This window comes from Calditrichota bacterium, from assembly GCA_020637445.1.
Classification (GTDB): domain Bacteria; phylum Electryoneota; class RPQS01; order RPQS01; family RPQS01; genus JABWCQ01.
Window position 1 is genome coordinate 202,380 of the sequence record JACJVZ010000003.1, and the last position, 22,396, is coordinate 224,775.

Consider the following 22,396-nt stretch of genomic DNA (forward strand, 5'->3'; position numbering starts at 1 on the left):
TGGCGCGAAACGCTGAACGTCGCGGGTAAGCAAGTGAATAGAAGCGGGGCGAACCTACGTGGTTCGCCCCGCTTTTTTATGCACAATCCTAACTTTTTGCAAACTCATTTTATACAATTCCGGTGTATATTCCGCATAACAAAAATGCCAAAGCCGGAGATTCCGCATGGACGCGAGACCGACCCGACTCTTCACCGTGGCTCCCAGCCGCAACGGAACGCTAACCATGAAAGCCGCCAATATGGCGGCGTCGGTGGTGGATCATGTGTTCTCGTTTCCCAAAGTGGACAATCTATACCGTTCGATTTCAGACCGCGAAACGGGATCGAGTTTTTGCCGAAACATCATGCGGGAGTTGGACCTGAAAATTCAGGTTTCGGAATCGGATTTAGCGCGCGTACCGACGGGTGGACCGGCCGTAGTAGTGGCAAATCATCCGTTCGGACTATTAGATCCTATGATTCTTTATGCAACGCTGCGCGAATTGCGGCCGGACGTGAAGGTAATCACCAACTACATGCTCTCGAAGGTCAAGGAGCTGCATGACTTTTGTATTTTTGTCGATCCGTTCGGTGGTCCGCAAGCTCAAAAGCAAAACGCGAAAGCCGTTAGAGAGGCTCTCGACTGGCTGCGCGGCGGCGGCATGGTGGTGATGTTTCCCGCCGGAGAAGTGGCCGCTCTGACCAGCCGCAACTGGCAAGTGACGGAACCTGACTGGAATATTTCGTGTGCGAGATTCGCGCGCAAGACGGGCGCGGCCGTGGTGCCGGTGCTGTTCAAAGGCACGAACTGTCCGGTTTTTCATTTAGCAGGGTTGGTACATCCGAGATTGCGAACGGCGCTGTTGCCGCACGAGTTAGTGAACAAACGCAATATGGAAATCCGTTTGGCGATTGGTCATCCGATTGTTTCGGATACCGTCCGCTCGTTTCTGACCGATGAAGAAGCCACGTCGTATTTCAGGCAACGCACATTTCATTTGAAGAACCGTTGGAAATTCCGTCCTCTGACGACCATGATGCAAGCACTTCCGCAGAAAGCGATGCCGGACGTTGCGGAACATCCGAACGCGGACGTAGTGGTCAACGAAGTCCGCGATCTTCCGCGCGAAGCCGTGATGTTGGAAGCCGGTGATTTCAAAGTTTATTGCGCATCGGCAAAACAGATTCCCAACGTGTTGACCGAGATCGGCCGCCAAAGAGAATTGACGTTCCGCGAAACCGGCGAAGGCAGCGGACTCGCGCTTGACCTCGATGATTTCGATCAAGAGTATCTGCATCTGTTTGTTTGGAATCATGCCGAGGAAGAATTGGTGGGCGCTTACAGGCTGGGACCGACAGACCGGATCAAACGACAGAGCGGACTGTACGTACAGACGCTCTTCAAGATTCATCCGCGACTGCTCGACCAGCTTCGACCGGGTTTGGAATTAGGCAGAAGTTTCGTGCGCACGAAATACCAGCGCACGTCTTCCGCACTTGCGATGTTGTGGAAGGGACTGGCGAAATACGTGAGCATGAATCCGAGATATCAGTTGCTTTTCGGTCCGGTTTCCATCAGCAAAGATTACGAAGCGGCTTCGCGGCAGATGATCGTGAGATTTTTGGAGCAGCATCACTACGATCCGCTAAGTGCAGTTTGGGTGAAGGCGCGCAATCCCTTCCGCAAGATGGACGCGCTGCCGTTTACGGGCCGGTTGCCGATGTTGGCTCCTTCAACAATCGGTGAACTCTCCGATTTGGTTTCGGATTTGGAAAACGACGGCAAGGGAGTGCCCGTCCTGATTCGCGAGTATTTGCGATTGGGCGGAAAGGTGATGGGCTTTAATGTCGATTCGAACTTCAGCGACGTGGTGGATGGGCTGATTCTGGTTGATCTCACAAAAACTCCCAAGCGCACCCTTGACCGCTACATGGGACATGCGGAAGCGGTGGCTTTCCGTGAGTATCACCGCAAGGTTACAACTGGGGGATTGTCGAAATTGTTAGCGGCGTAAAACGCTTCAAGTATTTTCCTGCCGTCAAATTGGTGCGGCAAAACAATAAGGCGACCCCGTGAGGTCGCCTTGTGTATTTGTAAGATGCTGTTGTGCTGAAGCAGAGCGCTTAGCGCAAGTACGAAAGCACAAAGCCTTTGTAGGTTGTGCCGTCGCGGGGATGGGTGTCCCATGCGGCGGAACTTGAATGCACGGACTCTTCGCTTTGGTAGTAGCGCAAATCGACATGACGGGCAAGCCAGTCGAGTGATTTGTGGTGCGACGCGAGGTTCACCATATTCAGCACTCCGCGCAGCGATGCGCCCCAACCTTCGGTTTTGACGGTTAGAGCACGTTGGTAATCATTGATGAAAGACCCGCGGCTGTAAGTAAGTATCTCGAGAAAGCCGATTTCAAAACCATGTCGCTGCACCAATTCGTCGTTGCGCTTTCCGAACAGAACGTCCCGAAGCGGATTGATATCGCCGGGAGGGAATTGATAGCTGACATCGCCTTCGTCATCGAATTTGACAAGGTCATCTTCCGAAGTGGCCGCAAAATCGACGGACACGAATTTCAACGGTTTTCCGTCGGGGCGTTCAAGCTCGTAGGCGGCAGAAAGCCCCATTGAAACACGGGCCATACGCGGCAGCGGGAATTGGGGAGAGTCGCTGTCGAAGCGCGCAGACGGACCGGCATTCGCGAAAGAAAAGCCGAGCGACGGCCGGAGCGAAATGGAGCGCGGAATGGAGAATTTGAAGAGCCTGTTTGCGCTGGCGACCGCGTTGTTGTCGAGCCATAATCCGGCGTCGATGCCGATGCTGGAGAGATCTTTGTAGGTAAGCTCGTTTGCTTCTATCCACGGCAAATGGGAATACAACTGTGTGCCGCCGGCGCCAGCGCCAAACCGCCACAGAGAATTTTGCGTAGCCAACCCGACGTGCAAGCCGCGAGCGACGTCGTACCAATCGGATGCTGTGCCGAACTCCATACCTTCGGCATTGTAGAAATGGTATTCACCTTCATCAAAACGCTGTTCAGTGTAGGAAATGCCGATCGGCAGCCACTTTTCATGAACCGATGTTGTTGATATCGGCAATCCGGCAAACACGGCGCGCGCACTGAAGGTTTGATTCAGATTCCAATAGCCGCCTTCGCCCGGCGACCATTTTGTTCGGTTGGGATAGAACCCGGCGGATACATTTTGCGTTTGCGCCATCAGTCCCAGCAGACCGGGATTGGCCCACGCGGCAAAGGGGTCGGCATCTTCAGGACCCAAAAAAATCCCCGCGCGACCGTTGGCCGCCGGGGAAGGTGGAAGCAATGCAAACCAGTAATTTGAAGCGTAGTCCGCGAATGCGGAAGTTGTCAAGGCGAGCGTCAAGGCAAGGAAAGTAGTTCTCATGGCTCTTCCTCTTGATGTCAGAAATATGCAGTCAGGAGTCAGAATGCAGAGAAGCCCCTTCACTTCGTTCAAGGGAAAGCTTCACTGCGTTTAAGACGACGACTGAGTTGACTCTTACTTTGCGGGAGCATCCGAGGCGGATGCCGCCGCGAGAGTGTTTAGGGTGTATGGCGAATCTCGATCAATAGAGTATCCCGCAACGCCCACGGTTCGTATTCGGCAAAGAGTCTAAAAATGCCGAATTCGTCCGCGAATTGCCAAACAAATGTACAAACTCCCGCGCCGTTCGTGTGCAGTGATTGCGGAACAGTGCCGCCGGTTGTTGACACGAGAATGAGAGCGTCTGGCACGCCCTCGTAGACGCTGTTTCTCAAGACTGCGGCGACCAGAACTTCAACTTCCTCCGACGAATCCGCTTCGACAAAAGTTGTTGCAGTTGAAACGTAGAAATAAGGCACACCGGGATTGCAGGAAACAGTAATCCGAACGGAATCCGCAATAGACCCAGCACGCGCCGAAACCATGTACTCCCCGCATAGGTGATCCGCAATCCAATAGCATTGTGTCCTGCCGTTAGAATCTGTCGGAGGAGCCTCCGTCAATTCTCCCCCGTTGACAGTGAATTCTACGGTCCGTCCCGGAATTCCTTGATTGAATTCGTTGACGACTGTTGCTGAAATTGTGGATAGCGCGATTCCGTCGTTGTCCGCTTCAAGAATAGATGGCGTCGCAAGTAATGACAGCGCGTTGACAGATCCACTGTAGTCGTGGATAGCGATTGTCTGGATGTCCGTGTATTGGCCTGCCGAGGCCCTTATACTCTGGGTGCCGAATTGCCCGTAGGTTCTGAAGACACAGAGCACGACGCCATTGGAGTTTGTCGTGTCGCCCAAATTGGGATTGGTGTATTCAACTACTCCGAAGTTTGGATTGGACAGCGAAAGGTAAGTCTTGATACCGGGGAGCGGAGTTCCGTCTCGATTTCGGACCATGACAATAAAGGGCAAGACTTCACCAACGCCGGTCATGTCCAGCGTGTCTTCGGAATAACCAAAACTGACTTCGATTGATCCGATTTCCTGATCAGGTTTCCAGTCGCAGTCGTTGCATTGATCCTCACACCCTGACACGATCATCATTGCAAAAACCGCGAACCAAATCAAACGTGCAAGCATGATTCCCTCCAGAATCTTGTTGAAGTGCTCTCGTCAACGGCTTTGGTGGCCGCTGGTGAGGGAACTTTGACCGAGGAGGTTGAAGTCAGTTACGGGGCACCCATTGTAATTGGGGCAGCGGTGAGGTTATTATTTCTGCGTCTTCTTCCAGGTTTTGTAATGTTCAACCAGATTTCGGACGTTCTCGGTGTCGGACGTGACTTCGGTTTTGTAAGTGATCTCTTTGACGTCGGCGGGCCATTCGATGACCTGCGCGTCGCCCAGTTCAACGGCATTGCCGTTGTTTTCGACTAAGGATTCATCGAGCGCGCCGGGAAGCAGAAGAATCGGCGCGCAATCGCAATTTGCCGTGCGGTAGAGTTTGGCGGCGTTCATGTTAGCAAAAGTGAACTCGACTTTGCCGCACAGCACGCCATCCTGCTCGAAGAGATCTTTCTTGGTAATGTTCCAATCGGGATTCTCGTCGTCGAAGGTCGTGCCTTCGATGTAGTCGGTCACAAGAGTTCCGAAATCTTTGAAGGAGACATCGCGGTCATCTTCATCGCTCGAATGGATGTTGTAGAAGAAGATCGAGCCCGAACCGGTGCCGTCGGGATTGAGTTTGAACGTGTAGGTTTTGTTTTGCACGTTCAAGCAGCCCACGGACAGCGCGGCAATCAGAATCAGGGGAAGGAAGAGTTTCTTCATGTGACCTCGGGAGAAAATATGAAAAATGAAATCGGAAATATGAAAGGAGAAATCAACCGGGGATGTCGAAGCAAATGCTATCAGTTGCAACATAGATGCAATACTCACCGAAGTTGCCGTCGCGGATGCCTTGCGACCGCGGGCGAATGACTAAGACGCGATTGGAAGTCGCGCCGCCTGCCGTTGCTGTGATGATTTGATCACCTGCTTGAGCATAGCTACGAAAAACCGCGTTGACACGGCCTACTGAGTTCGTTGTGTCGCGCAACGTCTCGTCTACATACTCGATGACACCGAGAGATGCGTTTGCGAGCGAAAGGTCAACTTTCATACCTGCGACCGCATGGCCATAATAATCCGTTACAATAACTGTAACCGTCGTACTTGCCGAGTCGCCGGGCGCAAACCACAGTGTATCAGTTGTCACCAATGGGTCGTTGGTCGTCCCAGTGACAATTTGGATGGACTCAACGGGCGAACGAGGCGGAGTTTCACGTCTGTAGTCCTCATCATCGCAACCCAACCAAAGCAGCGCGGCGAGTGAGGCCGCAAAGAGTGTCCAAGCAATGCGCGTTTTCATGATTCCCTCCAGAATCTTGGTGAAGTGCTCTCGTCAAAGGCAGAGTTTGCCGTTGGTGAGGGAACTTTCCCGGAGAGATCCTTCACTGCGTTCAGGATGACGACGAGCTTGGGATTTTAGACCTGCCCTACACGGGCGGATTGCCATCCGCCCCTACATCCCTGCTCGACGCTGCCTCATCGGGCGGATTGCCATCCGCCCCTACAGTCTCGCTTTCTTGCGCAATAACGGTGTGGCTCTGTAGCGGTCTTCGTGGAACCAGTTGAAGAGCGCGTCCATGATGGCTTCTACTCGGGCTAAGCCGACGCGGTCGCCCCACGCTATGGGGCCGTGGGGATAGTTGACGCCGAGCTGCATGGCCGTGTCGATGTCGGCGGCGGGAGCGACTCCCTCCTGTAAAGCATTATACGCTTCGTTGACCAAACATGCAACGGCGCGGACGAGCACTCCGGCGGGCGCATCGCCGACTCGTGCAATTTTGAAGCCGATGGATTCGAAGAGCGACTCGATCGATGCGAACACGTTTGAATCGGTCTGTTCGTGTCCTATTAGCTCAGCCAACGTAGTGTCGGAAAACGGCGGCAACAGCGACGCACCGACAAAGCGCTCGGGAGCAATCGCATCCGAGAGCAAGTCACACAACGCGCTGGTGAGGGTCAGTGTCACAATCGGAGTTTCACCGGGCAGTGCATCTTCGAGATATTGCAGCGCCTCGAATTTGGAATTCAAATCCGTCGTGTAGCACTCGAAAGCTAAATCGAAATCGTCCGCGCTGGCGTGTTCTTCTTCATCGAGTATACGAATTTTCGTGCGCGCGCGGCCGTCTTCGATCTCGCCGGGAGCGAGCAGCAAAGTTGGAGTGTGTCCGGCTTGCTTGGCGCGTTCGGCTAAGGGTAACACATCGTCGAGCGGGCCGACGAAGAGGATGCGTTCAATGGGGTAGAGTTCGAGCATCGCGGAAAATATGAAATGTGAAGTATGAAATATGAAGGGGGAAGTGGAGAATCTGAATTCAGAATAGGTAAGAGGTATGAGGTTAGAGGTATGAACCCAGAGCAGGGTTCATCCTTTATCCTTCATCCCTTATCCTTTTTCTGCTGAGTAATCGTAGAAGCCGCGGCCGGACTTTTTGCCTAAGTGTCCGGCGTCGACCATTTGCTTTTGAATCGGGTGCGGACGGTAGCGGCTGTCACGGAAATAGGATTCCCACACGGTACTCGTCGCGGCGAAATTGATGTCAATGCCAATCAAGTCCATCAATTGGAACGGCCCCATTTTGAAGCCTCCGCCCTCGCGCATGATGCGGTCAATTGTAATGTGATCGGCAAGTCCTTCACCTAACGCACGCAGAGCTTCGCCGTAGTAGGGACGAGCAACTCTGTTTACGATAAAGCCCGGCGTGTCCTTGGTCACGACGGGCGTTCTTTCGAGTTCGACGGCATAGGCGACAATGCGCTCGATCACACTTTTGTCAGTTTGATGCGCTGCGACCACTTCGACCAGTTTCATGCGCGTCGCGGGATTGAAGAAATGCATGCCGCATACGCGGTGCGGATGTTTGGTCTTGGCGGCGATTTGAGTCACTGAAAGCGAACTGGTGTTCGTGGCGAGGACGCACTCGCCGCTGACGTGCTCGTCAAGCTGTCCAAAGAGCTCGACTTTCAAGTCCAGCGACTCGGAGACGGCTTCGACAATTAGATCGGCTTCCTTGCACTCTTCGAAAAGATTGACGGTCTGAATTCGTTTCAGCGTATCGGCCGCAAACTCTTTGGAGACTTTGCCGAGTTCAACTCCTTTGGCAAGGTCTTTTTCGATTCTTTGCGGCGCGCGTTTCAGGGCGTCGGGAAAAGCATCAAAGAGTAAGACCGTACTTCCGGCTTGAGCACAGAGCTGGGCGATACCGGTGCCCATCGTGCCCGCACCGAGTACGGCCACGGTTTTGAAAGTTGGCATGTTTTCGGGGGAAAAATATGGTCAGAAAAAAGAGCGGGGCACCTGCAGCAGGTGCCGCCGCGAGAATTCGTAGGGCAATTCGAGGGTATTGGGAGTGAAGAAAGAACTATTCTTTCGCGCCGTGTGCTTTGAGCATTTCGGCGAACTCGTAGTTCTTTTTGTATTGTGCGACGCGCATGGGCGTCCACTTGTTCTCATTGACGAAATTGACGTCGGCTCCGGCGGCGATGAGAGCCTTTGCGGCTGCAAAATTGTCACGCAGAGCCGACAAACAGAGCGGCGTCATTTGGTTATTGTCCATCAGATAGAGAAATGCACCGTGATCGACTAACATTCTCACGGTCATGCTGTCACCCCCCATCGCCGCGTTGTGAATGGGAGCAAATCCGTCGTCGTTGACGGCGTTGACTTCCGCACCCTTCGTCAGCAACATCTGGACTATTTCGTTGTGTGCGCCGTTGGCGGCCCAATGCAAAGCCGTGTAGCCGTGGTCACAAACGTCGTTGACGTTGGAACCGTTTTCGAGAAACCACTTCACGGCTTCCATGTTGCCGTTTTTTGCGGCTTCGCAGATATTCGGTTCAGTCGGATGAATTGCGGCGGCAACGGCCACCATTCCAAGCACACTCAAAAGGACGTAACGGATCATCATTCTTTCAATTCTCAGCTTTGGTCTTCTTTACGACAATGTTTTTTCGACCGGTGTCGAGTTTCGTGCGAACTTCGCGTATTACTGCAGGTTTCAGTACCTGTTCATGATCTTGCAAAAAGCTCTCCACTTCTTCGCGCTGGGTTGCAATCGCGGAGCGCAGTCCCCACGACACGGCTTTGTAGATCATCGGATCGTGATCGCCGGCCAAATCGGACATACGAACGAAGAGCTCATCGGCAAATTGTCCCGTACGGACGGGGCGGACAACGAGAACGATGGATGCGCGGCGCTTCCAGAGATTTTTGGAACGCGACCACGTGGCGGATTTGTCAATCAGGTCGGGCCATTTGGTGATGAATAAACTCAGCACGTCGCAGCACAGTCCATCCACCATCGCCCACCCTTCACAATCGTCGAGCCACTTGCTGAAATTGGTCCAGTGATTCTTTTGGAACTCTTTCTTTTTGCGGACGGCGATATCGAGTGCGAGCGTTTTCGCCTCGAAGACATTGGATGCGCGGAGCAGATTGAGCGCGCCGATCCAGTCACCGGGCAAGTTCTGCATCAATTCCTTGCCAATGTGCTCGAGGTCTTTTTTATAGACGCCGAGCAATTCGTATTTTTCCGTGCCGAGGTAGCCTTCGGGGGGGCGGTTGCGCCGCTCGACCGCGCGCAGCAGGCGGACTGCGTCTCGCGCGAATTTCTCGTTTGCGGTCACTTCAAGAGCTCTTCAGTCTGCGCCTTCAGAATTTGCATGATTTGCGGATTGTATCCGACGTGTCGATGCGCGATTTTTCCGTCTTTGTCGATAACGAACATCGTGGGAATACCGCGCACGCCGTATTGAGCGGCAAGCTCGTTTGTTCCGAAGAGAATCGGGAACGTGTATCCACTTTTTTCGATAAACGGGCCGACGCCGCCGGTACCGCTGCGCTCCCAGACATTCACGCCGTACACTTCTACGTCGTTGTCGCGCGCTTGATAAAACTTGTCGATCTGGGGCATCGTCATTTTGCAAGGACCGCACCACGTGGCCCAGAAATCGAGTACGACAACTTTGCCTTTGAGATCGGAGAGCTTGACTTTTCCGCCGCCGAGTTTTTCCAGATCAAAATCCGGAGCGGGAGTGTCCGTGCGGTTTTCGACCAATTCGCGTTTCTGATCGGCCGGCAATTCGCGTTGAACGGATTGGGCCAATTCGCGCATTTCACGATTGTGACTTTCTTCGACGGCCGAGAGCAGATCGCTCCACCGTTTGTCGTCGCGCACCGGAATCAGATCATCGTCGTCGGTGTATTGGCCGGCGTCGTTCATACCGAGTTCGGCGGACTCAAACAGATGGGCATAGGCCGAATCGGTTTGACCCGTCAAGGAAAATCCACAAGCAAGGTTGTAGTGATTGACGGCATCCGGCTCGATTGCAGTGGCCCGCTGCATGGATTTGATGTAGCACTCCCAATCCCCCAGCTCGCGGCAGACGCGTGCGCGGACGTCCAATGCGACGGCGTCTTCGGGATTAGAATCTAGGTACTCATCGATGATCTTCAAATGCGTCTTGAAATCGCCGGGATGCAGGACAAGTCTGCGCGCGACGGGTTCAAAATCGCCGGGCAACTGTTTTGCCATTTCGATGTAGAGATCTTCGGCTTGTTCGGTTTTGCCCGAACGCGCCCACAGTTCACCGAGCAAAACGGGAGCGTAGGGCAGCGAGTTGTCCGTATCAATCGCCCGCACAAGCGCGGCCTCGGCCTTGGAGAAGTCTTGGTCATCTTCGGCGGAATAGGCTGTCGCCTGCAGCAACGATCCCCAATAGCTGCCGGGATTCAGAGTCAGAATCTTGGCAGTTATGCTTTGTTTGTCGGCTACGGATTCGGAATAGCGACCGCTGATGTAGAGATCAATTTCCGAGTTGGGATTCGCGGCAGCGCGTTCGGCATAGTAGCTTTGCACCTGTACCGGGTCTTCCAGCGCAAGCAAATCGGCGGCGCGGAGCTGCACGCCGGAATCGGTCGGGTAGTTTTTTTGAAACGACCTTGCGACCGACGTGCGCGTCTGAAACGTAGACGCCGTGTCAAGCGCAGCGACGAATTCTTTTTCCGCTTTGCTTTGGGAATAGGGTTTCAATTTGACGCTGCCCGCGAAGGCAATCTGCGCGCACAAAACGACGACAAGCCAATAATAAAGTTTCATATCGACGGATGTTCTTACTGTTGAATTTCCAAACCGAACAGGTTATTGTTCCGAACCGTTATTTTCAAGTTGCTCGACTTCAAAGCTGTCGACCTTTCCGGCGCCTTCAGCATCGACTGCGAGCAGTTCGCGGACGATTTTGACTTCGCCGGGTGGCCCAATTTGTTCTTTAACCAATCCCACGCCTTGAGCAAACCAACGGACCGTTTGCCAATTGGCAACACCGCGCTCTTCGCTGTAGGCTTGTTCGTCCATTTCATTCCGTTGGTAGCGGGCTTCAATGGAATCGGCAACGGCGGGCAGCGGGGTCACAACTGTTTTCAGACAGTCTTCGAATTTTCCGGCAGGAACCGTGACGGTTTCAAATCCGGCGACAATCGTCTCCGTCCCGGTCTGCTCGTTGTACCACGCGCTGTCCAAAGCGGCGCCTTCGTCCACCCATATTTGGTTAAACGCACTAACCTGCGTCCGGGATTCCATGGACGTGAAGGAAATGCGGGTCGCGGCTTCGACGATGACTCCGTTGGAGCTGAACTCGATACCGCCGTACGGCGTGCCTTCGTCTTCACAGACATAGACTTTCCACGCGCGGCCGCCGATATACTTCATTGTCAGCGAATAATCGTAAGATTCACCGTTACCCTTTTCGTGATAGCGCAATTTGCGGCCGTCCATTAAGGGCATGAATTCCGTCCCTCCTCGGTAGAGAGTGCGGGTCGCGACGTCGCCGCAAGCGGAAAAAAGCAGCGCCGCGATAATCACGGCAAAGATAGCTGCGCCGTTTAGGTGCGCGGTCGAAATGCGGGGAATTGCCTTCAAACTGATCAAATTACTTCAACAAAACAAGTTTCTGAGTTTCGACGAATGATCCGGCGGAAACTCGCAGGAGATAGACTCCGGTTGCGAAAGCCGCTCTATCTACCAGCAAGCTATGCACACCGGCATCGAAAACATCATCAGCCAACGTTGCCGCTTCGCGGCCTTCGATGGTATAGAGTTTCGCCGACACATGTGAAGTTTGGGGTAAATCGAAAGCAACGCGCGTGACGGCGTTGAAAGGATTGGGATAGGCCGGATACAACACGAAGGATTCGGCAAGATCTGGACGATCCGGCGAATCCAACGCCAAAATATAGACTCCGACTTCATCTGCTGTGTCGGGGCAGGCATTGTGGTGAATGATGACCTCGCCGAAAAATTCGGATTCAGGGTGTTCGGGGTTGGTCAAGACGGACACGACGATCTCGCCCGAAGCTCCCGCCGCAATTTCGCCGGACTCGGGCGCGACATAGAGCCATCCATACGTGGGAGTGTGTTCAACGGTCTCGCAGGTAAACTGCAGAAGTCCGTCGCCGTCGTTTTGAACAGTTAACGTGTCACGCTCCCACCGTCCAAAAGTACCGATGATGTTGACGCTGGTCTTGTTGTTCTCGTATTGAGGAGTCCCGACGGTGAAATCAACGACGTTCTCCCCTCCCAAGACCAACTCGACCGATTGCGAATCCGGGGCAATGCACGGTCCCGTAATCAGTAAGGTCGCCTCGCTTTGATTTGTACCAAGCAAGTATGCACCTTGTTCGTCGGTGATCGTGAAATCTCCGGTTTCAACGACTTCGACTCGCACGCCGGACAACGGCTCATTTGTGCCTTGCGCCCGAACGATTCCGTTGACGATATAGCCGGGACCAAAGCGGTATAAGCGCGCGGCGTAGTCCGTAGACTGGAACGTCGTTCCGAAGATCAGTCCAGCACTGCCGCGGTTGTGCATGCCGCGCAGATCCACTCCGTCTGCCGAAAGCTCCGCCGAATGGTCGCTGTTACCGGACGAGTTTAACGTATATATCCGGCCTGTGAACGGCCCGACTTCGCTCGCAGTTGACCCGCACACAGTTGCGCCGCCGTCATCCGTAGGTCGAATACCGGAGATGCCAAAGAACTCGCCGTCTAACCCCGTCAAAGTCCAAACATAATTTCCGCTTGAGGTGAGCTTGTAAGCCCACGGCCAATAGATTCCGAAATCAAAGCCCTCATTCCCCGCGACATAGATATTTTCGTCGTCATCGAGTGCGATGGCTTGCGGCATGATGCGCATGATATCCGGAGAAGGATAGTCATTCATCCAAACAGTGCTTCCCGTAGGCGTGGTTCGTGCCACAAATGCATCAAAAGTGAACGCATCCGTGGTCAACCAACCTGCGACCGCCAAGTCGCCATTGGCGAACTCTTGAACACAAGCTCCTTGACTTCCCCCCTGTCCTGAAACACTTGCAGTCCAGAGCGTGTCGCCGTTAGAGTCGAATTTGATTAGCAGATCGGATTGGGACCCGCTGTTGTCATACATACCCGTATACAAAACGAGTCCGTTGTCACGGGTCGCACAAATTCCCGCTTTGTTTTCGGGATAGGCGATGTCCAAGTCAAAAGAGATCTCGCCTTGAACGGCTCCGACATCGTTGATTCGGAGTACCGAGAGAGACGGCAAAGAGTCATTGTCAGACGTAACAACTCCAACTAACGCGATCTGGCCGTCTTCAAATTGCTCCATGCCAAGTAGGGTGCAGTAGTCACCCTGAAATGACACGGTTCCGTTCCAAACTTGGCTTCCAGTGGCATTCAGCCGCCACAGATCGATGCCCGCATCAGCATTGTGGGCGCTGGCCACCATTGTATGCCCGTTTTGCAGAATGATTGCGGACTGAACCCATTGAAAAGAGCTCAGGTCAATTTGTTGAGACCAAAGGGTGTCGAGTTCGGCGCGAGCCGGTTGCATGACAAAGAACAGCAGGACGATGAATCCAAATGACTTCATAAGGGCTCCTTTCGGGATGCAGCGCAATGACGAAAGACATTTGGTCCGGGCGGGACCCACTCCCGGGCCGGAAAAGAACAATTAGCGAATATACAGCAATTTCTGGACGGCGAAGGTATTCGGCATCGCGGCCCGAACGAAATACAGTCCGGTCGCTTCTCCGGACAAATCAATGTTTATATTGTGATTGCCAGCAGACATGCGACCGTCGACAAGAGTTTTTACCCATTTCCCTGCAATGTTATACACCTCCAAGCGGGCGACAGTTTCATTGGGAATCGAGAGTGTAATTGAGGTGTTGCTATTGAAGGGATTTGGATAGGCCGGCGACAGTGAGAACTGGGCCGGGAGCTCGGAGTGATCGTTGACATCGAGCACACTGACCAGAATGGGTAAAACCATCACGGTGTCTGGACAGGCGTTGCTTCGGATGGTCAGTTGCCCGTAGAACTCAAAGTTTCCATCGTTGGTGGTGTCAGCATGAGCAGTTATGACGGCGGAAGTGCTTGCATTGGGCGCCAAAACTCCGTGATCAGGCGCAACCGTGAGCCACGCTCCCGGAGGAGAAATTCCTTCGACGCTGAGAGTGTAGTTCAGGCTACCCGAACCGGAATTGGAAAAAGAAACGTTCGCGGTGCCGTCGGTCTCGTTTTGCGAAATGATATTGACGCTCGATTGGAGATTCGCAACGTTGGGTTCGCCGACTTCAAAATTTATTTGGACCGACTCGTTCTCGACCACTTGGACTCCGAAGACGGTATCCGCTTCGATACAGGCACCGTTGACAACAAGGTTATAGGTTCCGGCTTCAATATCAAATTGATAGACTCCATCTACGTCCGTGAGCGCGTAACGCAGTCCTCCCGAATCCGAGACGCGGGCACCGGGTACGGGATCTCCGGTTTCGGCGCTGCGTACGATTCCGTGAATTCCTGCGGGCGGCGCTAAAGACAAAATGTAGGCACTGACAGCGTTGTCGTCGGCAACGATTGCACCGACTGCAACAGCTCCGCCGCTGGAGTAGCGAACGATATTGTTGAATCCGCCTTCTGCGCCGAGATTTCCATAGCGCCACACCCAGCGCGTGAGGTTTTCGTCATCCACCGCGCGCATGAACGGGCCGGTGTCCGTTGCACCGGGTCCGGACTTTCCGACGAATAACATGCCACCGAACCACGGAGTCGCACCGACAAAACGATCGGCGAAACCTGTTGAGCTAAAGGCGAGCGAATAAGGCGCTCCATCTGTAGGATGCACTCCGACAAATCCCGAAGTGCCGTTGACATCGCTTCTGCCTACGATCCAAAGAGTTCCGACCGGGTCGGCAATGACATTAAAGCACGTTTCGTAGTTGGACGTGCCATAGGTTCGACCCGTACCGATTTGATTTCCGTCCAAATCGAATTCAAGCTCCCAGACGTCCGTGGAGCCCGCGCCGTAACTTCTGGTTTGAGCGGCGACGACCAGATTACCATCGGGTTTTTGAATGATATCGTTGCCGATATCGGTGTCATTTCCGCCCACCGTACGCGTCCAAACGGTATCGCCGTTGGCTTCACACAAGAGTACCCAGACATCTGAATGTGTGGGGTCCGTTGTGCCGCCTCGGTATCCCGTCACGGCGAAGCGGCCGTCGGTAAGTTTGCAGAGATTCCAGCTTTTGGTCCGGCCTTCGCGAGCATACCCTCTTTGCCACAGGACTTCGCCGGTGGACGCCAGGAATGAGACGAGGCTCACCTCTCTTCCGTCTTGAATATCCCATCCGGCGGCAACCATCGTGTCGCCGGACAGAGCGATCAGACCGTTGAGCGATTCATTGTCCGTGGAGGCCAAGACGGTTTGCGCGTAGACCGAATCACCGGACGTGGTGTAGGCACAGATGAGATAGTCATAGTCGGGATCGGTAAAACCGATTTGGGCATAGCCGACTCCGACGATCAGGGTATCGTGCACCACGGCGGCGTCGTACAGATAGCATCGATCATTGACCAGAAAAGAGCGCGACCACGTAGTATCGGGCTGCGCAAAGGAAAGACACGGCAGGAGCAACAGGAGCAGCAGCGCAGGCATCGTTAAACCTCAGTTGCTAAGTTGAACATAAAAAAGCGGCGGTAAGAACAATCAGCGAATGTACAGCAGTCTTTGGGTTTGACTGCGGGAGTGATCGGACAAGCGAACAAAATACAATCCGGACGCCAGTCCCTTTGCCTCCCACGACAGGGAATGTTCTCCGGCGGGGAGTTTCGAATGACTCAGCAGCACGGCGACCTCGCGTCCCGTGACGTCATAGACCCGCAGTGAGACGTCGGACTCGTGATCGAGACCGAACCGCAAGCGTGTGACGTTGTTGAAGGGATTGGGATAGGCGGGATAGAGCGCAAATTCGGACGGCAAGGCGGGAGCGTCGTCGGCATCGAGTACGACGGCCAGCACATCAAAAGTCAAGACCGTATCGGGACACGAATTAGTGTGCAGCTTGAGTTCGCCGAAGAAATCGTAGTTTCCGCTGTCGTTGGTGTCGGCCTCGAGAATGACTTGAGCGACAAGCGTGCTTCCCGGTGCCAGTCGTCCAAAGGGAGGTTCGACACGAAGCCAGTCATCAGGCGGAATTTCGGTCAGGGGTTCGAAGGAATAGACCAGATCGCCGCTGCCGGAATTTGAAAATCTCAGGTCGGCGGCGCCCTGTCCATGATTGGGGCCGACGACGTTGATCGAGGAGTAGCTGACGGCGAGATTGGGGACGCCGGCAGTGATATCGGCTTGAGTATTCTGGTTGGCGAAGACCTCAATACCGTGAACAGTGTCGCCGGCGAAACACGGTCCGCCCGAGAACATCGTGTAAACTCCGGGCGGCAGAGCGAGGGCAAACCGTCCGACCGTATCTGAAACGGCATATTGCGGCAGTTCAGCGGCCTGCACGCGCACTCCGGCAACAGGTTCGTTGGTGACACGATTATGAACGACGCCAGAGATACCCGACGGCGGACTAATCCGCCACATCAGCATGTTATCATGTCCGGAGGTGTTGGCTCTTCCGCAGGCGACAAAACCACCGTCGGAGATACGAACCAAATCTTCGAAAGCCCGGCCCAATTCCGTGTCTGTCCAGGTCCAACTTGTGTCCCCGTTGGTCGTCGTCGCCACAAGCCACAACCTGCCGGAATTTACACTGGCGCCGGTTTGTCCGGCGAACAGGGTTCCGCCTTCAAGATAGGGAGCGACACCGGTAAATTTCTCGCTGCCACGTCCGTCGGTATAGGTTCGTTGCCAAAGTGTTTCTCCCGCGGAATTGAGACGCATGGTGAAAGCATCGCGCAGAGAACCGGAACGGGATTCCCCCGTGACAACGACGTCCCCGCTAACGGAATCCACGGTCGCCGCGAAAACCTGCTCGTAGTCTGAATCACCGTATGTCCGTTCACTGATAAAATTGCCGTCGCTGTCCGTAATCACGATATAGAAATCAAAGTGACGACTGGTGTCGGGATCGCTGGTCGTGCCGACGAGCAGGAGGTTTCCATTGGGCACACGTACGATCTCGTTGGGCCAATCAGGATTTGATGTGCCAAATGTCCTTGAATAGAGCGAATCGCCATTCGAGTCACAGCGCATCAGGTAGAAATCGAGCGATCCTCCGGGGCCGGTTCGTCTACCAGCTACATAAAACCCGCCGTCCTGATTGGGCAACAGCGCGGCCGCTTGGTCGGAGCCAGACCAGAAAAACTCCCTTGACCAGACGAAATCACCTTGCTGTGAATAGCATACGACCAGTGAGTTTAGGCTTGAATCATGGCCGCACGCCACCAGATTGCCATTTGTAAGCACATCAACGTCAAATAGTTGCTGAACTGAATTGGGAACTCCGAAAATGCGGGACCAAAGAGTGTCACCAAGCGGATCGTAGCGCACGATGATTGCATCGTCAGAGTTGCCTGCGAACACAGAGCCAACCGCTACGAACCCGCCGGTGCTAAGCTCAATACAGGAATTTAGTGAAGAGGCGGATCCAAGATCGTAGATACTGGTCCATAGGGTGTCCACCTGCGCGGAGGCACGAGTCGTCAGACCTGACAAAAGAAGCAGCGCAAGGGCGAGAGTGAATGGCTTGAAACTCATGGAAACTAAAGATATAACAATTGGTTAGCTGTGCTCGAAGGCAGTTCTTGTAAACTATTAATATACCATAGTCTCATGGCCTCTTCAAGTTCCTCTTGGAAGATTGAGCAATTAAGTGGTGGTTACGGTGCCCAGCCGAGAATTGTGTTTGCCGGACCTCGCTGGCTCTTGAGAGTTGTTTTCTTTTAGTTTATATTTACGTTTTAGGAAAAAAGTCAGAGTTTCGGGAGTTGACCATGTATCGCATCGCTCTTAGTTTGATGATCCTTCTTTTCCCAATGCTCACCGCATCGGGATACACGGTGTCCGGCAACATATCCGGTCGCGAAGGTGCGGCACTCACGTATGTTTATACGATTCCGACGAGTCTGGACACGTTCTACATCGCGATCGCGAATTTCCTGAATGGCAATTACTCACAGGGTAATCTGGACGAGGGAAGTTACATCATATTCTCATTTCAGGATGCGAATTTCAGCTTTTTGCCCGATCCGGACGAATCGCGGGGATTTTACGGCGGAGAAGTACCACAGACGTTGGACGTGTCGTCCGATTTGACAGGCATCGATATAGAACTGATGCCGCCGAACACAGGAGGATTTTCCGGTACGACGACGTACGAAGGCAGTGAAACGGGACCGACGTATGTTTTTGCACACCGGACGAACACGTTTGACGGCCTGCCAAGCGGAGCGGGAATTTTGCTCAACAATTCGGGAAGTGGAGACTACACGGCGATAGTGGACAGCTTTGGAGTTTACTACGCGTTCGCGTTCATGGATGTGAATTCGAACTTTCAGTACGACGTGGGTGAACCCTACGACGTATACGGCGACGATCTTGAACCTGAGCCGATTACGATTACTCAGGGACAATCGTTTCCGGACAACATAAATTTCACTCTCGTAGCGACGTCTTCCGCAGCCGCGCCGACCGTGGCCGTTTCCGATTTCGAGCTTGGCCAAGCCTATCCCAATCCGTTCAATCCAGTCGCGACGATTCCTTTCACATTGGAAAGAACGTTGAGTGTTGAGATCGTGGCTTGCGACATCCTTGGACGAACGGTGCGAACACTGCACTCGGGGGTTTTACCCGCCGGCGAACACAGCGTTACCTTTGACGGCAACGGATTGGCGAGCGGACTCTACATTATCGAATTGCGCACACAAAACCACTCATCATGCACTCCCGCCGTGCTGTTGAAATAGTTTGGCTCATAGGGCTCCTGATTTTAGCCGCCGGACTGCGCGTTCCGACGGCACGCGGGGAAGCTCTCTTTGTTCGGGGAGAAGTCACGGGAATTTGGAGTGCGCCGATAGACACGGTGGTGATTGACAGCTTCGCGTGGGTTCCCGCTGCGGAGACATTGCAGATAGCGCCCGGAATGGTTGTGGCCTTTTCCGGGCGTTTTTCATTGTTGGTCAACGGAACTCTGTTAGCCAACGGCGAAGGCGATGATTCCATTTTCGTACAGAGCATTCCGTACCACGATTCCAACGGTCATCTTGGAATCAGGTTCTACGAAACCACCACGATCTCGCGGCTGAACAAGGTCAAGTTCGAGGACGGGTTCGCGAACTCGGGTAACTTTGAACGCTACGGCGGAGCGCTTGAACTCTATTTCTCGGAAGTTGAAATAGACTCTTGTTTATTTCAAGGCAATCGCGCGCGCATCGACGGCGGAGCAATTTATTGCCGCGAAGCGGGGACGCTGACGGTGCGAGCCTCGGAGTTTGAAGGCGACAGCACACGGTTTGGCGGAGGCGGCGCAATTTTGGCGCGGACGAGCGGTTACGTGCGGCTGACGCGCTGTAGATTCACGAACAACTCGGCGGCGGTAAGCGGCGGCGCGGTCACTTCGGAGAGCGGCGTCGTGGTTGAACTTGATAGCTGCTATTTTGCGAATAACTTTGCCGTCAACAAAGCCGGCGGGCTCTACCTCTGGTCGACTCCTCCGGCAAGCTGGATTCGCAATTGCGTGATTGAAGAGTGCGTGGCCGATCAGGGCGGCGGAATCTTTACGGACAACTGCCGGGCGACGATCGACGGATGCACGATTCGGAATTGCTTTGCCCGCTTGGGCGGCGGATTAGGCGCGCGACGGTCGAATAATCTTACGACCCTTTCGCACACGACGATTACGGGAAACGCCGCCAATGAAGACGGCGGCGGACTCTACATTACGGAGGCCGCGCGCTGCACGGTCGAGAATTGTTTGATTGCGAACAACACGGCCACACGCGGCGGGGGAATCTTCACAGTCGCGTCCACTTCGCCGACGATTCGCTTCACGACATTTGCAGGAAATATTGCGCAAGGCGGATCGGCTCTGGATTTCTACGGCGGCGGCGAAATTTACAATTCAATTGTCACAGGTGAAACCGGAGACGCTCTGGTCAATTACGGCGCCACCGCTTCACCGACGGTTTCCTATACGAACATCTTCTCAAACTCGGTGCCTGAGTTGTCGGGAGTTCATCCTGAGTGGCTGCTGGAAAACACGAGAATGAATGTCGCGCTGGTGGAATGTGACTCGCTGAGAAACATCTCATTCGATCCACAATTTGTAAATTCCGACAGCGGTGATTTCAATCTTTCGGACATAAGTCCGTGCTTGTTCGGTGCAGATACAAGCTATTCGAGCGGTGCTGATCTCGCTGGAAATCCACGGGTGTCTCCGCAGGGAAGTTGGCCGGATATGGGGGCATATGAGAACGATGCGCCGCTGCCGTATTTTCAGAATTGCGGACCGCAGCGCGGAGTTTGGTTTCCGGGCGAGTACGTTGTCGGCTGTTCTTTGAGAGTTGAAACCTCTGATACTCTTGTTCTGATGGGCGGCGCGACACTCTTGTTCGCTCCCGGAGCCGGACTATATGTTGAGGGAACGCTGCTGGCGATGGGCACCGCGCACGATTCGATCGTCTTTGACCGCTATTTTGACTTGCCGGACGCGACGTGGAACGGGATTTCGCTGGCATCCTCGACCACAAATTCACGACTGAATTATTGTTCCGTGCGGCACGTCGTAGGAGCGTCGGCACTGACGACCAGCGAACCAGCCACACAACTCAACCATTGCACGTTTTCATTGAACGAGCACGTCGGCGGTGGCGGAGGAGCCGCAAGCGCGCTGCAAAACTCGTCACCTGTTTTTACAAGGTGCACATTTAAGCAGAACCGCGCAACCACGGGCGGAGCAGTTAGTGCCCTGACAGGACACATCGACTTTCGCGGATGCTTGTTTGACCACAACGAGGCGGTAAACTTCGGTGCTCCATTCACTGCACTTGGCGGCGCGGTGAAATGCGAAAACGGGAGCTTCTCGGAGTGCTTGTTTGTTTCCAACACGGCCTACGAGGGCGGCGGCGTCGCATTGGATCATACGGGGATTTTTACAGACTGCGAATTCGACTCATGCGCGGCATGGAAAGGCGGCGGCCTGTCGCTCGGCGGGGGAACGGCGGAGCTTTACCGGGTTGAGTTTCGCGGCAATCAAGGAAAGGATTTCGGCGGAGCTGTGTGCATGGGCGAGGCGGTACTTTCGGACAGCGGCAGCTTTTACATAGGCAATCGCGGTGCAAACGGCGGAGCGATCGCGAATCTTCATGGCGGGTACTCGGGAACAGACACTGAGTATAGTGACAACTCGGCCGACAATGAAGGGGGAGTGATTTGGCTGGGAAATGACCGAGCGGCATTGTTTTTTACGTGCACACTCCACCGCAACCACGCGAAGACCGGTGGAGCAGTTTGGGGAGACGCGGCAGGCATCGACTTTTTCCGCTGCTTATTGGACAGCAATTATGCGACGGAAGCGACGGGCGGAATTTACTTGCTCGGCGGAGGCGTGTCCTTCTTGCGTTCGACGGTCGTAAATCACCATTCGCCCGGGCAAGGCACGGTCGTGCAAAACCGTTTCAATTCGGTGTTGTGGTGCAACTCGACTCTGTTTGCCGAAAACGGCGACAGCCCCATTTCCGTTCACAGCGGAGTGCAGAACGACTTCCGGTATTCGATGAGTGACGTGCTCATCGTAGCCGGCGACGATTCGATCGGATTTCCGAGCAGGGTGAATTTTAACGGCGATTCGTGCGACGCGGATTTGAATCTTGTGGCTGAACCGTTGTTTGTCGATTATGCGGCTCGCGACTACCGGTTGCAGAGCGAATCCAAAGCGGTGCAGGCGGCAGATTCGCTGCTTCCGCTCGACGACGACGGAACGCGCGCGGATATTGGGCTCTATCCGGGTATTCGTCCGTACCTGCTTTTGCAGCCTTTCAATCTTGCGTGGCCTGAACGGAACGCATACTTTCATCCGGGCGATACGGTGGCGTTTGCATGGAATTCATCGTGGGACGGCGATCCGGGAGACGAAATAGACTATTCACTACATTTGCACAGCGAGTCGTTTGACACGGCTATTACAACGGGCAGCGAACTTGGCCATACGGTAATACTGCATAACGGGCAATATGAATGGTGGGTCGTGGCCGCGTCGCATCAACCGGAAACGGAACTGGAAAGTTTTGAGCGCCGGACGTTTGTCGTCACCGATCCTGACCTTGGCCTTGATGATGTTTTGTGGCCCCGGGAGTTTTCAGTTTCGATGGACGGACCGAATCCGTTTAACAGCGCAACGCGACTGCGGATTACTCTTCCCCACTCCACTGAAGTGACGGTAACATTGGTTAACGTTTTGGGCAGAACGTCATTCGCGATTCGTGAACGTGAATTTGTAGCTGGGGTCCATAGCATTTCAATTGATGGGACTCGGCTCGGTTCGGGTGTGTATTGGGCGCATGTTAAAACGAGTTTAGGAACGAAAACTCTTCAATTACACTTGATCAAATAGTT

The 22,396-nt window shown here is 54.0% G+C and carries 16 protein-coding genes; 3 read left to right on the plus strand and 13 right to left on the minus strand.

Annotation, left to right across the window (positions count from 1 at the left end; translation table 11 throughout):
• Nucleotides 1-166 precede the first annotated feature (166 nt).
• A complete protein-coding gene (locus tag H6507_11730) occupies nucleotides 167-1,996 on the plus strand; it encodes a lysophospholipid acyltransferase family protein (protein ID MCB9369770.1) in 1,830 nt (609 codons plus the stop codon).
• Between the two features lie 109 nt (nucleotides 1,997-2,105).
• On the opposite strand, the gene H6507_11735 is transcribed toward H6507_11730, so the two are convergent.
• The 13 genes from H6507_11735 to H6507_11795 form a co-directional block, all read right to left on the minus strand.
• A complete protein-coding gene (locus H6507_11735) occupies nucleotides 2,106-3,380 on the minus strand; it encodes a hypothetical protein (GenBank protein MCB9369771.1) in 1,275 nt (424 codons plus the stop codon).
• Between the two features lie 158 nt (nucleotides 3,381-3,538).
• On the minus strand, nucleotides 3,539-4,555 hold the full coding sequence (locus tag H6507_11740; GenBank protein ID MCB9369772.1) for an Ig-like domain-containing protein: 1,017 nt from the start codon (nucleotides 4,553-4,555) through the stop codon (nucleotides 3,539-3,541).
• A gap of 129 nt (nucleotides 4,556-4,684) precedes the next feature.
• On the minus strand, nucleotides 4,685-5,242 hold the full coding sequence (locus H6507_11745) for a hypothetical protein (protein MCB9369773.1): 558 nt from the start codon (nucleotides 5,240-5,242) through the stop codon (nucleotides 4,685-4,687).
• Nucleotides 5,243-5,294: 52 nt separating this feature from the next.
• Nucleotides 5,295-5,822, minus strand: coding sequence for a hypothetical protein (locus H6507_11750; GenBank protein ID MCB9369774.1), 528 nt, complete (start codon nucleotides 5,820-5,822; stop codon nucleotides 5,295-5,297).
• Nucleotides 5,823-6,023: 201 nt separating this feature from the next.
• A complete protein-coding gene (locus H6507_11755; protein ID MCB9369775.1) occupies nucleotides 6,024-6,776 on the minus strand; it encodes a hypothetical protein in 753 nt (250 codons plus the stop codon).
• Between the two features lie 129 nt (nucleotides 6,777-6,905).
• Nucleotides 6,906-7,775 (minus strand): 3-hydroxybutyryl-CoA dehydrogenase, encoded by an 870-nt coding sequence (locus H6507_11760; GenBank protein MCB9369776.1) that lies wholly within the window; start codon nucleotides 7,773-7,775, stop codon nucleotides 6,906-6,908.
• A 106-nt stretch (nucleotides 7,776-7,881) separates the two neighbouring features.
• Nucleotides 7,882-8,424: an ankyrin repeat domain-containing protein gene (locus H6507_11765; protein MCB9369777.1), complete on the minus strand. Its 543-nt coding sequence runs from the start codon at nucleotides 8,422-8,424 to the stop codon at nucleotides 7,882-7,884.
• A 7-nt stretch (nucleotides 8,425-8,431) separates the two neighbouring features.
• Nucleotides 8,432-9,145 (minus strand): DNA alkylation repair protein, encoded by a 714-nt coding sequence (locus H6507_11770; GenBank protein ID MCB9369778.1) that lies wholly within the window; start codon nucleotides 9,143-9,145, stop codon nucleotides 8,432-8,434.
• Nucleotides 9,142-9,633 carry a TlpA family protein disulfide reductase gene (locus tag H6507_11775; protein MCB9369779.1) on the minus strand — a complete coding sequence of 164 codons (492 nt, stop codon included), beginning with the start codon at nucleotides 9,631-9,633 and terminating at the stop codon, nucleotides 9,142-9,144. The genes H6507_11770 and H6507_11775 overlap by 4 nt, the downstream gene beginning before the upstream one ends.
• Nucleotides 9,634-10,659: 1,026 nt before the next feature.
• Complete coding sequence (locus tag H6507_11780) at nucleotides 10,660-11,445, minus strand: hypothetical protein (GenBank protein ID MCB9369780.1); 786 nt, start codon at nucleotides 11,443-11,445, stop codon at nucleotides 10,660-10,662.
• A gap of 1 nt (nucleotide 11,446) precedes the next feature.
• A complete protein-coding gene (locus tag H6507_11785; protein ID MCB9369781.1) occupies nucleotides 11,447-13,426 on the minus strand; it encodes a T9SS type A sorting domain-containing protein in 1,980 nt (659 codons plus the stop codon).
• An 81-nt stretch (nucleotides 13,427-13,507) separates the two neighbouring features.
• Nucleotides 13,508-15,496 (minus strand): T9SS type A sorting domain-containing protein, encoded by a 1,989-nt coding sequence (locus tag H6507_11790; GenBank protein MCB9369782.1) that lies wholly within the window; start codon nucleotides 15,494-15,496, stop codon nucleotides 13,508-13,510.
• Between the two features lie 51 nt (nucleotides 15,497-15,547).
• The gene (locus H6507_11795) at nucleotides 15,548-17,542 is read right to left on the minus strand and encodes a T9SS type A sorting domain-containing protein (GenBank protein MCB9369783.1); all 1,995 of its coding nucleotides are present in this window, start codon (nucleotides 17,540-17,542) and stop codon (nucleotides 15,548-15,550) included.
• A gap of 236 nt (nucleotides 17,543-17,778) precedes the next feature.
• Here H6507_11795 and H6507_11800 point away from each other — a divergent pair, with 236 nt between their 5' ends.
• Nucleotides 17,779-18,750 (plus strand): T9SS type A sorting domain-containing protein, encoded by a 972-nt coding sequence (locus H6507_11800; protein MCB9369784.1) that lies wholly within the window; start codon nucleotides 17,779-17,781, stop codon nucleotides 18,748-18,750.
• On the plus strand, nucleotides 18,723-22,394 hold the full coding sequence (locus H6507_11805; GenBank protein ID MCB9369785.1) for a right-handed parallel beta-helix repeat-containing protein: 3,672 nt from the start codon (nucleotides 18,723-18,725) through the stop codon (nucleotides 22,392-22,394). The genes H6507_11800 and H6507_11805 overlap by 28 nt, the downstream gene beginning before the upstream one ends.
• The last annotated feature ends 2 nt before the right edge of the window (nucleotides 22,395-22,396 follow it).

What these genes read in the sequence shown, in the direction of transcription:
- H6507_11730 (MCB9369770.1), top strand. Translation starts at nt 167, where the DNA reads ATGGACGCGAGACCGACCCGACTCTTCACCGTGGCTCCCAGCCGCAAC.
- H6507_11735 (MCB9369771.1), bottom strand. Translation starts at nt 3,380, where the DNA reads ATGAGAACTACTTTCCTTGCCTTGACGCTCGCCTTGACAACTTCCGCA.
- H6507_11740 (MCB9369772.1), bottom strand. Translation starts at nt 4,555, where the DNA reads ATGCTTGCACGTTTGATTTGGTTCGCGGTTTTTGCAATGATGATCGTG.
- H6507_11745 (MCB9369773.1), bottom strand. Translation starts at nt 5,242, where the DNA reads ATGAAGAAACTCTTCCTTCCCCTGATTCTGATTGCCGCGCTGTCCGTG.
- H6507_11750 (MCB9369774.1), bottom strand. Translation starts at nt 5,822, where the DNA reads ATGAAAACGCGCATTGCTTGGACACTCTTTGCGGCCTCACTCGCCGCG.
- H6507_11755 (MCB9369775.1), bottom strand. Translation starts at nt 6,776, where the DNA reads ATGCTCGAACTCTACCCCATTGAACGCATCCTCTTCGTCGGCCCGCTC.
- H6507_11760 (MCB9369776.1), bottom strand. Translation starts at nt 7,775, where the DNA reads ATGCCAACTTTCAAAACCGTGGCCGTACTCGGTGCGGGCACGATGGGC.
- H6507_11765 (MCB9369777.1), bottom strand. Translation starts at nt 8,424, where the DNA reads ATGATCCGTTACGTCCTTTTGAGTGTGCTTGGAATGGTGGCCGTTGCC.
- H6507_11775 (MCB9369779.1), bottom strand. Translation starts at nt 9,633, where the DNA reads ATGCGCGAATTGGCCCAATCCGTTCAACGCGAATTGCCGGCCGATCAG.
- H6507_11785 (MCB9369781.1), bottom strand. Translation starts at nt 13,426, where the DNA reads ATGAAGTCATTTGGATTCATCGTCCTGCTGTTCTTTGTCATGCAACCG.
- H6507_11790 (MCB9369782.1), bottom strand. Translation starts at nt 15,496, where the DNA reads ATGCCTGCGCTGCTGCTCCTGTTGCTCCTGCCGTGTCTTTCCTTTGCG.
- H6507_11795 (MCB9369783.1), bottom strand. Translation starts at nt 17,542, where the DNA reads ATGAGTTTCAAGCCATTCACTCTCGCCCTTGCGCTGCTTCTTTTGTCA.
- H6507_11800 (MCB9369784.1), top strand. Translation starts at nt 17,779, where the DNA reads ATGTATCGCATCGCTCTTAGTTTGATGATCCTTCTTTTCCCAATGCTC.
- H6507_11805 (MCB9369785.1), top strand. Translation starts at nt 18,723, where the DNA reads ATGCACTCCCGCCGTGCTGTTGAAATAGTTTGGCTCATAGGGCTCCTG.